General features: G+C 46.3%; 13 protein-coding genes. 6 read left to right on the forward strand and 7 right to left on the reverse strand.

Features of this window, described 5'->3' with window-relative positions; all coding sequences use genetic code 11:
• Positions 1–2 precede the first annotated feature (2 nt).
• The 4 genes from POF51_RS10845 (at position 3) to POF51_RS10860 (ending at position 6,491) form a co-directional block, all read left to right on the forward strand.
• On the forward strand, positions 3–2,606 hold the full coding sequence (locus POF51_RS10845) for a hypothetical protein (RefSeq protein WP_069847312.1): 2,604 nt from the start codon (positions 3–5) through the stop codon (positions 2,604–2,606).
• Positions 2,606–5,536, forward strand: a complete 2,931-nt coding sequence (locus POF51_RS10850; protein ID WP_271755370.1) for a discoidin domain-containing protein — start codon at positions 2,606–2,608, stop codon at positions 5,534–5,536. Before POF51_RS10845 ends, POF51_RS10850 begins: the two co-directional genes overlap by 1 nt.
• 133 nt (positions 5,537–5,669) lie before the next feature.
• Positions 5,670–6,023, forward strand: a complete 354-nt coding sequence (locus POF51_RS10855; RefSeq protein ID WP_017249740.1) for a hypothetical protein — start codon at positions 5,670–5,672, stop codon at positions 6,021–6,023.
• 180 nt (positions 6,024–6,203) lie between these two features.
• Positions 6,204–6,491 carry a hypothetical protein gene (locus POF51_RS10860; protein ID WP_026043182.1) on the forward strand — a complete coding sequence of 96 codons (288 nt, stop codon included), beginning with the start codon at positions 6,204–6,206 and terminating at the stop codon, positions 6,489–6,491.
• An 88-nt stretch (positions 6,492–6,579) separates the two neighbouring features.
• Here the strand turns inward: POF51_RS10860 and POF51_RS10865 are convergent, their stop codons facing one another.
• The 5 genes from POF51_RS10865 to POF51_RS10885 are packed head-to-tail and all read right to left on the reverse strand — an operon-like array spanning position 6,580 to position 11,593.
• Positions 6,580–7,716: a M20 family metallopeptidase gene (locus POF51_RS10865; RefSeq protein ID WP_069847317.1), complete on the reverse strand. Its 1,137-nt coding sequence runs from the start codon at positions 7,714–7,716 to the stop codon at positions 6,580–6,582.
• A gap of 12 nt (positions 7,717–7,728) precedes the next feature.
• Positions 7,729–8,529, reverse strand: a complete 801-nt coding sequence (locus POF51_RS10870) for an ABC transporter permease (protein WP_048031089.1) — start codon at positions 8,527–8,529, stop codon at positions 7,729–7,731.
• Positions 8,526–9,368 carry an ABC transporter permease gene (locus tag POF51_RS10875; protein ID WP_069847320.1) on the reverse strand — a complete coding sequence of 281 codons (843 nt, stop codon included), beginning with the start codon at positions 9,366–9,368 and terminating at the stop codon, positions 8,526–8,528. Before POF51_RS10875 ends, POF51_RS10870 begins: the two co-directional genes overlap by 4 nt.
• A gap of 3 nt (positions 9,369–9,371) precedes the next feature.
• Positions 9,372–10,466, reverse strand: a complete 1,095-nt coding sequence (locus tag POF51_RS10880) for an ABC transporter ATP-binding protein (RefSeq protein WP_017249735.1) — start codon at positions 10,464–10,466, stop codon at positions 9,372–9,374.
• 8 nt (positions 10,467–10,474) lie between these two features.
• Entirely contained in the window at positions 10,475–11,593 is a 1,119-nt protein-coding gene (locus POF51_RS10885; RefSeq protein ID WP_069847322.1) for an ABC transporter substrate-binding protein, read from the reverse strand.
• Between the two features lie 201 nt (positions 11,594–11,794).
• On the opposite strand from POF51_RS10885, the gene POF51_RS10890 reads away from it, so the two are divergent.
• Positions 11,795–12,556, forward strand: coding sequence for an IclR family transcriptional regulator (locus POF51_RS10890; protein WP_017249733.1), 762 nt, complete (start codon positions 11,795–11,797; stop codon positions 12,554–12,556).
• 238 nt (positions 12,557–12,794) lie between these two features.
• The gene (locus POF51_RS10895; RefSeq protein ID WP_069847325.1) at positions 12,795–13,334 is read left to right on the forward strand and encodes a hypothetical protein; all 540 of its coding nucleotides are present in this window, start codon (positions 12,795–12,797) and stop codon (positions 13,332–13,334) included.
• Between the two features lie 118 nt (positions 13,335–13,452).
• Here the strand turns inward: POF51_RS10895 and pdxR are convergent, their stop codons facing one another.
• Together pdxR and POF51_RS10905 are read right to left on the reverse strand one after the other, a co-directional pair.
• A complete protein-coding gene (gene pdxR / locus POF51_RS10900) occupies positions 13,453–14,910 on the reverse strand; it encodes a MocR-like pyridoxine biosynthesis transcription factor PdxR (protein ID WP_069847327.1) in 1,458 nt (485 codons plus the stop codon).
• 71 nt (positions 14,911–14,981) lie between these two features.
• Positions 14,982–15,689 (reverse strand): ABC transporter ATP-binding protein, encoded by a 708-nt coding sequence (locus POF51_RS10905; RefSeq protein WP_069847329.1) that lies wholly within the window; start codon positions 15,687–15,689, stop codon positions 14,982–14,984.

Consider the following 15,689-nt stretch of genomic DNA (forward strand, 5'->3'; position numbering starts at 1 on the left):
ACATGGCTACAATTGGAGATCAATTAGCTGTACCAGAGGCAGGATGGAAGCGGTATGATAACACTTATCCGTCTATTGCATATAATGGAACATGGGCGAAAAGAACAGGATATGCAGGTAGTTATGAATTAACAGATACCTACACTTCAACAGCAGGAGACACGGCAACGTTTGACTTTGTAGGAACAAAAATCCGTATCATATCTTTTTTCTGGAACAACTTCACGGCAGATGCGAAGATCACGATTGATGGGGTCGCACATACATTTAGTGAAAGAAGTGCTTCCAATACTTCACAAGTCATCGTATTTGAAAAAATGGGATTGTCTGAAGGTAAGCACCGTGTTGAGCTGAAATTGTATTCTGGGACAGATTATCTTGGAATTGATTCAATTGATATTGATGATACAGGGTCTATTGAATTTCCTATCGGCGTTCAATTAACTGCACCAGCTCAAGGTTGGAAAAGGTATGACGACGGTGATCCATCTATAAAATACTTGGGGACTTTCGTAAGAGAATCAAATCAAAGCTTTTATGGTGGGGCCTCCAACTATGCAACAAGTGCAGATTTTAAAATAAAATTTAATTTTATCGGCACTAGAATCAGAATTATAGGTAACATGTACCAGAACAAATTCCCTAATGTTCCAATAACTATTGATGGTGTAACTGAAACATTCAGTCAGTATGGGGATTTAAAGTTTCAAGCTTTACAGTACGAAAAAATAGGGTTAGAGAATAAAATGCATACTGTAGAGATTACAGTTCCTTCCTATGCAGGAAGGATTGGTTTTGACCCAAATAACGTGAACGTGAAGAACATACAGATTGATGCCGTTGATATTGATGCTAATGGTAGGATTCTCCACCCTGATGAAGTAGTAGATGTTAAAGATTTAACAGTAGGAAAACGTATTCGTTTGAACTACTTGGCACCTGCTGGTGCGTTCGGAACCATATCGATCGGAAAAGAAATGTCAGGATTTCTTCCCAATGCTTCTGGAACAAGTGCAAATGGTGATGGGTATTTCATTATGTACGGTACAAATCACAAAGGTGATAAATTGCTGATGGCTGACCGCAATATCCAGATCATTTCATGGGATGCCTTAAATACAGCAGGAATTGCAAGCGGAAGCGGGCTGTCAATAAAAAGCCTGCACACCATTCCAGGATTGTCTGGGTATTCTTCTGCCGTGTGTAACGTTTCTGCTTCAACAGAGTATGACACAGCAAGTTATCAGGCATGGAAGGCTTTTGATGGATCAGAGACTACGTACTGGACAAGTACTGCTGCTACTGAAAGAACAGAAGAGATGTTAAAGATCGAGTATTCAACGCCAACAATCATTACTTCGTATGATCTATATGCTATATACAGTCCGAAAAAATGGGTCTTCGAAGCTTCTAATGACGGAACTTCATGGGATATCTTGCATAATGGAAATGAAGTATCAAGCTGGCACGGTCTTAAAAAGACCTTCTCATTCAATAATGATAAAGCTTACACACAATATCGGATCAGAGTATCAGAACGTTTTGTGTGGAACGGACATTATTATGTCGGCTTTTATACTGCCCAATTATTCACATCCTCTGATATAGAAATAACATTGCGACTGCCGACAGGTGGAGTAAATGCATCGGATAAAGACAACGAATGGGATAAGTACATTACCGATGACCAGATCTGGAATAATGTAAATCACGGTTCATGGACCAGTACAACTGATCAATCCAATTCAAAGACCCGCGTGATTCGAGGTTATAACGGTCTCACAAACTGGACATCTGGATCAACAGATCTTACAACCCCAGGTAGAGGCTTCCGTCCGGTTCTCCTGATTGAGTCAATAAACAATAGATTCCTCGTACAAGACGGTTCAGACGTGAAAACGTACACTTCTTCCGGCTGGGAAACCGTTGGTACGACTCCCCCCACAGACGATATGTTTCTAAATAAAGGCATGCTTGATCTCAGTGCATGCGCCCCATACTTGAAAGATTTAAAAGACACATCCAACCTCAAAATCCTTGTTTCGAAACCTAAAAAAGAACCAACAGTCGCTCATCTCACTGGAGTTCCTGTACCAAGAATAGTGAAAATGAAAAATGATACTAGCTTTCTTGGCGTAGCTAAAATCAACTCTTTAACCTTATCAGGTACAGAGAAAGGCGTTTTAAGAGTCGCAATAAGTACGGACAGTGGAACAACATGGGAAGCAAAACAAAAAAATGGCTCGTGGACAACAGTTGATGTTACTAACCCCATTGATTTCAAAGTAAAAGCAATGACAATAGACGATTTCAATGGCATCTCAGAATGGGACGAGAAGATTGGCCAAGCTAGAAACTTGCGATGCGCGTTCTACTTCGAACAGTCTTCATCCACTGATGAAACATGTCTAGACTCATTGACCATGAATGTCGACTTACTAGATTCCTGGGACATGTCGATGCCCGGAGTCGATTACAAATACGGGTATAATCGAAATACCAATCTCCGAGTACTTTTACTCTCAGATGGAGATTACAAGATAAACGTAGGCACTGGCGGTAGCAATGGCTCCACGATCACAGAAGTAGATGGAGGCACATTCTAATGACACTGCCAATCAAATTCAAACGAGGTCTAAAAAATAATCTCCCTTCCGCTGCAGCGGCGGGAGAACCTCTTTTCACCACAGATACCAAAGAATTATTTATCGGAACGGGTGACGGGATCACAGCAATTGGAACCGATCCAACTCTGGCAGAAAGAGTGGGCCAACTAGAGAAATATCGTAGTTCCGTATCTCGGACCTACACGGAAACATTTACTTCACCAAAGGTTGACATTGAGAAAACAACTGCATGGTATTCAACCATCGGTGTACGTACCTCTAAAATTCCCTCCATTACAGAGAATTTCACAGATTTGAGCGCTGTTGATCAAATCAATTCTTACGGCGTTAACTTCGACATTGAAAACGGATTAGTAAGATTGAGTAACACCCTTGAAGGAGTCGTTGTGTCTTCTCCTTTCCCAGTAGTAGGAGTTGATAAGCTAACTTTTCAATCAGACTATTTACTTCCTAACGCATTAGGCGTCATCTCTACCAAAAAAGTAACCGGGGAGATGGCGTCAAAATTCTCTCACCTAGAACCCACCATTTTAGTTGATCGGTTAAACAGGACTTGGGTTATCAGTTCTGTCGACCGTGAAGGAATTTATGCGGTTGTAACCAATTCAGATGATTCCGTTGCCTTTGAAGGGTATTTGCATTCGTACAGAGGAACTGGTTACTATGTAGTCTCTAGCATTACGAATGCAGTAGTTGACCATAACAACAATGTATGGATAGCAGCAGCCTTAACAAACATGCCTGGATTTATCATTTCAATTAAGCCTGATTTTCAAGCCTTTTTATCTCCCATTTCTGTAAAAGGAAACACTAGCATTAACTCCTACACTCCATTTTTAAAACTCCATGTCGATAAAAACAACCGGATTTGGTACTCGTGGGGGTATTCAATTAATCTCTATTACGGATGCGTTAATGCAGATGGTACCTTTTTCATCCCTACTACTTCACAAACTTTCACCCCATCTACGGGAGTTGACAATGCTGTAATGGTAGAAGACCGTACAAAAGGCTATCTTTGTTTCATCATACGAGGTTACAGCAATAACACGGTAAGAGCTCTTCGATTAAATTATGATGGAACAAACCCAACCCATTTCTCTTCGATCGGTAAAGCCACAAGTAAATGGTTAAACGCAACCCACCATGAATCAACGGGTATTACGACTATCTTATGCGTTGATAACAATGCTCCGGTTGTACACCGCCTAAACTTGTCAACGGGATCATCCACCACTTATTCCTTGACCGGATTCATGGCCATTGATCCTTCTTTACCAATTGGATTTGTGTTACAAGACAATATTATGCGGGTATTTTATCATCAACAAACGGTTGGCTCTACTCGTTTTATCTCTATTGATCTAGCTACTTTATCAGTTGTGGAACCGGACACACTCATTCAAAGCGGGACCAATACAACACGAGTATCTGGCTGTATTGACGGAAAAGGGAGACTAACTATTGTCTTAAATACGACCGAGTATTCTTCAAGCTACTATAGCCTGATAAAAATGTTACGTTACGATACCGTACCTACCTCTGTAACTTTCCAGATTTCCCCTGATGGTGCTTCGTGGTTTCCATTGGTACTCGGTGAGGAACTCACCCTTCCAAATAAAACAGACAAGTTAATCATGAAGATAAAGATGCAGTCACCAAATTTCGGAATTTCCCCTACAATTAGAAACTATCGTATTTCACTAGGCGGAACGGCAGGAGAAATCACACAAACGTATACTTCATCAACCTTACCATCTGTTACCCCCATTTCTCGTGTTACACTTACTGCCAATCAAATTCTCGATGGCGGAGAAATCCTCTGGGAAGTGAGCAACAATGGTGGCGGGTCTTGGCAAACTGCTGAGCTGGGTCAAGAGATTGAATTTGCCAATCCAATCAACAGCGATCTTCGAGTCCGTACGATTCTCCATTCTCCTGCTAGCGAATCAAACACCCCCTCTATCCGAGATTTCACTGTAACAAGCGCCAACTTATTATTGAACCCCTCCATAGCAGACCCCAACCTCCCCCAACGAGTCATCGATCTTGAAACCAATCTACTAAAAACAAATTTCCAGCTAATCACTTACATGAACGCGCCAAAATATGGATTAAAAAACATGGTTGTCGATACTTTCACAGATCTATCTGGTATAGATATCCCGAATAGCCAAGCTGTCTATGACCATACTCAAAAAAAATACACTACTGGAATCGTAGATATTGTACCGCCCATGACTGCAAACGACTCCCCCGCCCCTTTTATTGTGAGTGCAGACAGTGTTACTGGTGGAGCTGTGTTTCATATGTTTGACCTCAACTTAGCAAGTGGCTGGAGCACAACTGCAGGTGGACATCATTGGATCAAAATTTTCCTGGGTGAATACAGACAGATTGTTGATCGATATCTTTTATCTGGAGGCGCAAATTACGCTCCTACTACCTGGCAATTGCAAGGTTCCAATAATAATACGACTTGGGATACGCTCCATTCTGTTTCCGGCTATGTTTGGACTCGATATGAAGGCAATGAATTTACTATTCCTACTGAGAACATCAAACCTTATAAATACTATCGATTCTACTCTACCTCTTCTCAATACGGGTCTGGTGCGACTCAAATTCAGGAATTACGATTACAAAAGGCCGTAGACCAAAATCATCTACAATCCAAACCCGAGAAAACCACTACACCGCCAAATAAAATCGTGATTGTCGGAGATGAGACGGTTAATGGTGGAAACATCAAATACCAGGCATCTCGGGATAGTGGAAACACTTGGACAGACGTTCCTGCACAAACGTTAACGGATATTTCCAGTCAACCGGTCGGAACACAACTCGTCGTAAAAGCAATCATCACTGGGAATGCAGAGCTCAATGCGTGGGGCTACTACTATGAGTAAGACAGGCAGCATTCAAGCCTCGCACTCCGACGACTATGTTGTGGTAGCATTTTCACTCAAAACACCGTGAGAAATCTCCCAAACTGTCTACTCTATATATAGACCTCACAAGAGAAAGCGGGTGAATAAACGGATGATCCAAACACTACTCAACTCTTCCACTCTCCCTTTGGTAGTATCCAGTGTACTGACGGCAATCGTCACTTATCTGGTCGCTCGCCACAACAACAAGAAAGAGTTGATGATTACAGACAGGCAGCAAATCTCGCAGGAAAACCAGCAAATTCGTCAGGAGCTTCGTCAGGAAATGGACAAGCTTCGGGAAGAACTCCACGTTTGGCGCAACCGTTGCATGGAGCTTGAAACCATCGTGCAGGAGTGGCGAGATAAATACACGACGCTGGTAGTAGAAAGACAACAGCTAGAGTACCGTGTCAAAGAGCTAGAAACCGAACTCAAAACGTACATGCAAGCGAGGATTTCCTAGATGTTGCAACGTTAACCACAAAGGTGACACCTCCCTTCCTTGGGGCGAAATCTCGCTTCGCGAATTAACTCCCTTCCCAATGAATGACGGCTGGATGTTTGTTTATCAGCCTTGATCGCCTCTGACTCCCCGAAGCATGCCCCGCTTTACCAACAAAAGGAGGAACAACCTTTGATTGACATGGACCAGTTCATTCACAGCCTGAGTTTGCTTACTTTTATGGCGATCTTGATCGAAGCCGTAACCGAAATTTTAAAGAATGCCTTCCCCGTATTAAAAGATCGCTCCACTTACATCCTCTCTATCCTCATTGGCATTTCGCTCTCCCTCGCTTTTCAAGTCAACCCCTTTGGTCTTGAGGGCAGCGGCTACTACGTTTCTGCCGTGCTGGCTGGTATCCTCACCAGCCGCGGAGCGAACTACCTCAACAGCTTTGTGAAAAAGCTGAATACATCCTCGAAACAATAACCTCTTCTTCCTCACACAAAAACAAAAGCACCTGCCCCGATGCAATCTCTCTCGCATCAAGGCAGGTGCCTTTTCTTTTCTTTTCTCTCTATACTTCCTCTATCAACCGCGCCAACAAAGTAGCCCGCGTCGATATTTCTCCCAGTTCGATCCATTCATCCGGTGAGTGGGCGTAGCCACCCCTTACACCAAGTCCATCCAGCGTCGGGACTCCACAAGCAGCAGCGAAGTTGCCATCGCTGACTCCACCTGTACCCGACTCTTCCAAAGCCATCCCTAGTTCATTGATGCTAATCGATTGTGCAAGGGAAAATAATTTGCCTGTCTCTTCGGTGCGCTCCATCGGCGGTCGGCGAATGCCTCCCTTTACGCTGATGTTTGTACCTGCGAGCACTGGCGTGAGTTCACTCATTACCTTCTCGATGCGTAATGCCTCTTCCATCGAGATAAACCTCACGTCTACTTCTGCTTCTGCCGAGTCGGCTACGACATTGGAGCCAATCCCGCCCTTGATGACGCCCACATTGACCGTGGTGCCTTTCTCGTAATCGGTCAAGGCATGCAGAAATTGCACCTGTCTCGCCAGCTCTTCAATGGCAGAGACACCTTTTTGATGATCGACGCCAGCGTGTGAGGAAATACCGCTGACTGTCACGGTAAAATAGGCGCTTCCCTTCCGCCATGTTTTGAGTGCACCGCTCGGTTCGGTTGGCGGCTCCAACACAAAGCTTGCCACCGAACGCGCTGCTGCTTCTTCTACCAGCTGGCGAGAAGTCGGGCTGCCAATCTCCTCGTCACTGTTTAGCAATAACACAATTTTTTTATCTGCAGGCAGGCGATCCAGCTTTACCAATGCACGCATCGCGAACATTGCTTGCAAAACGCCCGCTTTCATATCGTATACGCCCGGCCCGTACGCTTTCTCATCCCGGATCGCAAATGGTCGGCGAGCTGCCTCTCCTTCTAGCCATACGGTATCGTAATGGCCGATGATGAGGATTTGCTTTTCCCCGTTGCCCAGCGTACAACGCACCTGATCGCCATACGTCTTATTCGGGATCAGCTCTGCTACTCCCCCTGTCAGCCGTTGAAACTGCAAAGCGAACCAGCCCGCCATGCGGTCGCCCAGCTGTTTGTCACGAGAAGGCGAGTCCATGTTGACGGCCTCTTCGAGTAGCTGTAGATAGTGGGACATATTCTCTTGTACATAAGTGTGGATTGACATAGTGCCTCTTCCTTAGTGAGATTGTGAATTGAGTCCGAACAGGCGCTCTAGTCCGTACACTTTTTCCAACAAGACGATGAACACCAGACTCAGCAGGATGACCACCGAGGAGATCGAAGCCACCAACGGGTCAAGTGTTTCCTGCATATAGGTGAAAATCGCGAGTGGCAGCGTCGTCGTATCCGGTGCCACCAAGAATAAGGAAACCGTCACATTGTCAAACGACGTCAAGAACGAAAAGATCATCCCCGACACGATGGCCGGACGCAACAGTGGCAACGTAATATCCCAGAACACCCGAAACGGATGGGCCCCCAACATGTATCCCGCTTTTTCCAACGTATAATCGAACGAGCTAAGCCCTGTGAGCACCAGCCTTACGACATACGGAATCGAGATCAGCATGTGCGCCAGCAAAAGCCCCGTAAACGTCCCCGCGATACCAATTCGTGTGAAAAATAGCAGCGCGGAAATCCCGATAATGAGCGAAGGAACGGTAAGCGGTGAAAGCATCAGTGCGTTGATGATGCCGCTCCCACGAAACTTGTATTTGGACAGCGCGAATGCAGCCAATGTCCCTATGAGAGTCGCCAAAATTGCCGTTACCGTAGCTAGCTTAAGACTGAACCACAGCGAATCGATGAACTCCGGTCGATCCAAAATCATTTCATACCACTGCCACGAAAACCCTTCCGGCGGAAACCCGAGATATCCTGCTGCGGTAAAGGAGCTCGGGATGATGACCAGAAACGGCAGATTGACCAAAACAAGCACAAAGAATGTGATGAGTCCGAGTACGTTTATTTTTTTCATGACGCAAACACCTCTTTATACCGCTTGGTTTCAATCAGCTTCGTATACAAAGTCACCAATAGAATCGTGCTACCCAGAAGCAGGAAGGCAAGTGCCGCACCCAAAGGCCAGTTCAGTGTCGCCATGATTTGCTCATAGGCGATGACAGGCATGACCTTCACGGACGTTCCACCCATCAAGGCAGGTGTTACAAAAGCACTCATCGACAAGCTGAACACCAGTGTCGTACCAGCAATCATCCCCGGCAAGCACAAGGGTAATGTCACACTGAAAAACGTACGTGCGCGGGAAGCCCCCAAAATCGATGCCGCCTTATTCAGGGACGGATCGATGGCATACAAGCTGGTTGCAATCGCCAGAACCATGTAGGCAATAAAGGAATCCGTCAGACCGATCACAATACCCAGCTCGTTGTACAACAGCCGCAATGGTTGATCGATCAACCCCAGACTCATCAATGTTTCATTGATCCACCCTTTTTCCCCCAATACCACTACCCAACCGAAGTTGCGAATAACAACACTGATGAGGTGAGGGGCTAGGATCAGCATCGTGACGATTCCACGCATTTTCCCTGTGGCCTGCGCCATGTACATCGCTACAGGAAATCCAAGCAAGAGGCACGCCAGTACCGTCCAGAGACTCACGCGAATTGTCCGCCACAGAATCTCCAAGTAGTACGGATCTTGTACAAATAATGAATAATTGTGAAAAGAGAACGCCTGATTCTCATCCTGAAAGCTGAGCAAAAGCATCATCAGCATCGGAAGGATGAATACGCCAAGCAGCAAAATCATCGCAGGTGCTGTCAACAATGTAACCGAGAGACGCTTGCTCATCCGTCATCCCCTTCCTGCGGGCATGACCAGTACGTCGTCCGCGTTCCATTGACAGTAAACCGTTTGACCTTCTTGGCGGTCCACCGAACTATCGGTCATTTGGACTTTTACCGAAAGCGTATGCTCCCCGACCTTGACCTCACATTCTGTGTACGAACCCAGGAAGGAGGCAAGCTGCAAATGTCCTTTTACCCGATTCGCTTCCTCACTGACCGCTGTATCAGTCAGCTTGATTTTCTCTGGTCGGATAAAAATGATCACTTTTTCATGGAGTGCCACTGTTCGCTGTTGCTTTGCCGCCTTCACGAGCATTCCACCAGTCGTCCGCAGCGTAAGTACATCCCCGTCAATTCCGATGACTTCCCCTTCCAAACGGTTCGTCTTACCGATGAAGGTATGTACGAATTCAGATGCGGGCTGATTGTAAATCTCCAGCGGTGTACCGATTTGCTCCACAAATCCGTGATTCATAACCACGATGCGATCAGAGAGCGCGAGCGCCTCTTCTTGGTCATGTGTAACGAAAATAGTCGTAACGCCGATTTCGTGATGTAAGCGCTTTAACTCATCGCGCAGCTCTTCCCGAAGTTTGGCATCCAAGTTACTGAGCGGCTCATCCAAAAGCAAGAGCGACGGCTCAATAACAAGCGCCCGTGCAATCGCAATCCGCTGACGTTGTCCGCCAGAGAGCTGTTTCGGGTAGCGGTCTGCTACGTTTGGCAGCTTGACCAGGCCAAGTACACGATTCACACGCTCTTGCATTTCTTGCTTGCTCACTTTGCGTAATTTCAAGCCGTAGGCGATGTTTTCCGCCACAGTCATATGCGGGAACAGCGAGTACGTCTGAAACACCATTCCCAGTTCTCTTTTGTACGGAGGCACGCCATTCATTCGCTGCCCCTTGATCAAGAGGTCTCCGCCATCCGGGTCCAAAAAACCAGCAATCATATTCAAGGTCGTGGTCTTACCGCAACCAGATGGGCCGAGGAACGAGATGAATTCGCCTTGCTCCACCTGCAGGTTGAAGTTTTGAACCACGACATTGCTTTGAAATTTTTTCATGATGCCGCGCAGTTCAACGTCAATCACCTTGGTCACGTGAATACCTACTTTCCTGTTTTAGGTGCGATTTCTTTGTTAAAGCGATCCAACCAAGCAGATGTTTCCTTGCTCACTACGCTATAGTCGAAGTCGACTACCTTTGTACGATCGAATTCCAATGTTTTCGCTACATCGTCTGGCAGCTTCACGGATGTTGCCGGATTGTAGTACAGCTTCGTTGCGTACATCGTTTGAATTTCATCTGTCAAAAGGAAATCGACGAATGCTTTAGCGGCTTTTGGACTCTTCGAACCTTTTACCAGCGTAGCTACGTTCGGTACGATGTTTCCGCCCTCTTCAGGGAAAACGAACTCCAATGGTACGCCTGCTTCTTTTTGTGTCAAGCTACGCGCCATTGTCCAAGTGGTGTACGCTGCGCTCTTGTTTTGCAGATTTTGCTGAAGCTGTGCTGCACTCTTTGCAAAGGTCGGCATGTATCCTGCAATCGTTTCCATTTGTTTGAAGCCCTGTTCCATATTTTTCTCGGACCCGCCATTTGCGTACGCCAGCATGATCATCGCAGAACGTCCGAAGTTGCTCGCTACGTCTGTCATCGTGATGTAGCCTTTCACTTCAGGCTTCGCCAGATCATTCCAGGACTTCGGTACAGGCAAGCCTTTTTCTTTTACCAGGTCCGCATTGTAGGAAATCCCCATCGGCGTAAAGTTTACGACTACACCGCTCTCCTCCGTCACATGCAAATCTTCCGGTACGTTTTTCATGTTCGGAATATCTGTTGCGGATACGGTTTCCCACAAGCCCTCTTGGCGACCCTTCTCTTGCTCGCCGCCCTCAACGATGGTCAAGTCGATTTGCGGAGCATTTTTTTGTGCCTTAACCTTCGCTACGATGTCCGTAGAAACCCCGGAAACATAGGTCAGCTTTACATTCGGATATTTCTCGTTAAACTTTTTGAAGACTTCATCCTTCATCATCTTTTCAACGGTTGCGCCGTTTCCTGCTACTACCAGAGTGTCTTCCAGCTGAGCTTGTGCTTCGGTGCCGCTTTTGTTGCCAGCAGCCGGTGCAGGAGCAGATGTTTGTGGTGCGGATGAGCCACATCCAGCCAGCAAGGAACCAGTCAAAGCGAAAATGGACAAGACGGATAATGCCTTTTTCTTCATGTAAGTTCGACCCCCGATTATCTGTTTTGTTCACGAATAGAGAACAGCGTTTCCTATTAGAGAACGATAATGTTATACTAGCATAAAGATACAGACTATTCAAGGTAGTCGTAATAGCATCATCATTGCCCGAATTGCGAGATTGTCAGCATTGTTTCTTACACGTAAAATAAGGCTAATGTAAGCAAAGGAGACGTTTGTATGGACCAAGTATTGTCTTCTGTTCGAAATGGCTGTCGGCTGTTAAAAATATTTCTCGATTCGCCAAAGGAACTCGGGGTAACGGAGCTCAGCAAAAAGCTCCAGCTGTCCAAGGGAGCCGTTCACAAGCTCCTGTCCACGCTGGAGTCTGAAGGCTTTATCCGCCAAAATGAAAAAACCAAGCAGTATACGCTTGGTTACACGCTTTTGGAGCTGGGCACTAAGGTGCTCACGAATCACGATATCGTTGATTTTTCCAAACCGTTCTTAGACCAGCTTGTCTCACGGACAAACGAATTGGCGGTCTTATGTGTACAAGATTCCAAGGACGCGATTTATGTAGCCAAAGAGGATTCACTTCACCCTGTTCGGTTTACCGTAGAATCCTTCCGGCGTTTTCCCCTTTACTCTACCTCCGCCGCCAGGGTTTTACTCGCCTATCAGCCGGAGGAGTTTCAGGACGAGATATTGCAGGAACATCCCCTGAAAAGCTACACGCCTCATTCGTACACGTCGGTCGAGCAAATCAAAGAGGACTTGGTGACGATCCGCGAGAGAGGTTATGAAATCAGCTCGAATCGACGTAACACAGGCGTGACCGGAATCGCTGCCCCGATTTTTGATTCGACTGGACACATAACTGCATCCGTCAGTGTCATCGGTCCCTCTGACCGTGTGATGCCGAAAAAAGACGAGATTTTACAAGAAACGCTAGCGACGGTACGTGCGATGTCTGCTCAGTTAGGGTATCGAATGTCTTGAAATCTGCTTGAACTGCTATGAAAAAACCTCCTGTTCATCAGTCTGCTCTGATGACAGGAGGTTTCTCTTTGTGCTGACTCGCTTGTTTTGCCAATGATAACAGCTCAATCCGTTCACTTACTTTTCACTCGATATAGTTATGTTAAATTTTTCTTCTTGAGGCGAAACGGTTTCGTTAGTTTTTCGTCCTACTAATTGTGAAAAGTATTACGCGCAAATAGAAAGGAATTGACAACCTATGAGAAAAACATATTTGCTGCTTTCTTCTTTGTTATTCTGTTCATTGCTTGTTACTGACGCTCATGCAGCTTCACAGCAAGGAACGGTTGCGCCTGTTCCTCCCCAAGTAATTGTTCCAACAAGTAGCAAGGATAAACAAGGAAATACCCTTGAAAAATCAATGGCCTATGTGAAAACGTTACAAGTGAAAAATGGAAAGCTACTCGTCTCGCTTGACTATGTTCAATGGTTTTTCGGTGAGGCAGCAGTAAAAGCTTATCGTCAAGATCATCCATCGGAAAAAGAAGACTATCCAATGCCATATTACATTCGTAATAGCAGTCCTAAAATTAGAACATTTGAAATTTCTCCAAAGGCTTCGTTTACTCTTCAAACCAACTCTACACAAAAAGATGGGAATTTCCATTGGAATGAAGCAGTAAACACCGATACTTTTAAAAAGTTTGTGCTTTCCAAGGGAATTCCTTATCAGATACCGTTCCACGTTGAAGTAAAGAATGGCATTATCACAAAAGTTACAGAACAGTACGTCCCTTAATTATTAGCAGCACTCCCTTTTTGGGATGCTGCTTTTCATTTTTTCTCTTTTGTTAAACCGGGATCGTTTGATCGCCGTTTAATAATCGATTAGCGCACTATTCGCGATTCTCCCTGTTCTATTCCTCGCCCATGTCCTTGTGCAAATAAGGCTCCCATGCACGTTTCAACAGACAAACGCCATCCTCAATCTCCTCGATGGTCTGCCCCCCGAAGCCGAACTGAAAAGCCGGCAGCCCATTTTCCTGCGGATGAACCCATTTATGTGCGGTTGGATAGACACGAACGCCTGATGCAGCCGCAATTTGCTTCAACTGTTGCGGAGTGCTCTCACTTTTCACTTCTACCGTTACGGACAGCCCGGCATCCTGACCTTTGATCCGGATGTACGCCCCGAAGTGTTCCTGCAAGCACTGAAGCAGCGCCCCATGCTTTTTGCGGTAAAGCGTCCGCATCTTGCGAATATGCCGTTCCCAATCGCCATTTTTCATGAACAAGGCCAGCGTCTCCTGATGAATTCGTGATGCCGACTGGTCAAAATCCGCCAACTTCTCCTGAAACACCGCCAATAACGTTTGTGGCAAAACCATATAGCTCATCCGAATCGACGGCAATAACGCCTTGGAGAACGTCCCCAAATAAATGACGCGTCCCTGCGTATCCAGCCCTTGAAGGGAAGGAATTGGCTTGCCATGATAGCGAAACTCACCATCGTAGTCATCCTCCATGATGTAGCTCCCTGTCTGATTCGCCCAGTGTAGCAGCTTTAGCCGTTTGGCATACGGCATGACAATTCCAGTCGGGTCCTGATGAGACGGAGTGATATAAACCAGCTGCGCTCCACTCTCATTGAGCGCTTCCACATCAATCCCATCCTCCGCCAGCCTGATCGGGCGTACATCATAGCCCAAATGAGAAAACACGGCACGAACACCGTGATAGCCCGGCTCTTCCATCGCAACAGCCTGTCCTCGTGTCCCGAATAAGAACCCCAATAAGCTGATCATCACTTGCGTCCCCGCACCGATCACAATTTGTTCCGGCGTAGCTTGTACACCTCGAGCACGTCCGAGATAGCGTGCGAGCTCCTCCCGCAGCTGCGGCTCGCCTTGTTGGTCACCGTAGTAGAGTACATGCTTGTTTTCTTCCTGCATGCATTGGTTGGTGTACTTGCGCCAACGGTCAAAAGGAAAATGCTCGGCATCTACGCGTGCTTGGTGAAAATCATATTGAACTGGGACTGGTGAGGTCGTAGGTGGAGGCGTTTGGACGTGAACCGTTTTAACTGGTGGCTGCCCTTTCCCTGTGGGTACAGGCATTGGCCCATCCCAGTCCACATCGACCACATAAAATCCGCTGCGCTCCCGACTCTCGATATAGCCTTCTGCCATGAGCTGGTGATACGCGCTTTCGACTGTCGTTTTACTTACATGCAAAAATCCACTCAATGCCCGAACAGAGGGCAGACGCGTCCCGGAGATCAAGCGCCTCCCTTGTATTTCTGTACAAAAATAGCGATAAAGCTGTAGATAGAGAGGCTCGCTCCCTTCTACAAAGCGGGAACTAATATCAAGCAAGCTACATCCTCCTCGCTGACGAAATGAAAAACCGACGGAGACAAAAATCCCCATCGGTACTCACGTTTCTATTACGCCAAATACGCCTCTCTTACCTGCGGATTCATCAATAATGTCTGGGCGTCGTCTTTCAAAATAATTTCGCCTGTCTGAATCACATAACCGCGATGCGCGACAGACAGTGCCTGATTCGCATTTTGCTCGACCAAGAGAATCGTCATGCCTTCCTTGTTCAGCTCCGTAACGATGTCAAAAATCTGCTCCACCAGAATAGGCGCCAATCCCATCGACGGTTCATCGAGCATGAGAATTTTGGGCTTCATCATCAGTCCACGAGCAATCGCCAGCATTTGCTGCTCGCCCCCGGACATCGTGCCACCTTTTTGATTTACCCGTTCCTTCAATCGTGGAAAGTAAGCAAAGGCACGCTCGATTCCTTCTTCGATCACCTTTTTATCAGATACACTGAAGGCACCCATCTCCAAATTCTCGCGTACGGTCAGCTTAGGAAAAATGCGGCGACCTTCCGGAACGTGGGCGATTCCTGCTAAGGCAATATCATGTGTACGCATCTGCGTAATGTCTTTGCCATTAAAGATAACTTTTCCTTCTTTGGCACGAGTCTGCGCACATATCGTTTTCAACGTGGTCGATTTACCTGCCCCGTTGGAACCAATCAGTGTCACCACTTCGCCCTCGTTTACCGTCATGCTCAATCCTTTTAATGCGTGGATGCCGCCGTAATACGTATGAACGTTAGTCAGCTCTAGCAATGCCAT

The sequence above is a fragment of the Brevibacillus sp. AG genome, assembly GCF_028369215.1.
GTDB classification, from domain to species: Bacteria; Bacillota; Bacilli; order Brevibacillales; family Brevibacillaceae; genus Brevibacillus; species Brevibacillus porteri.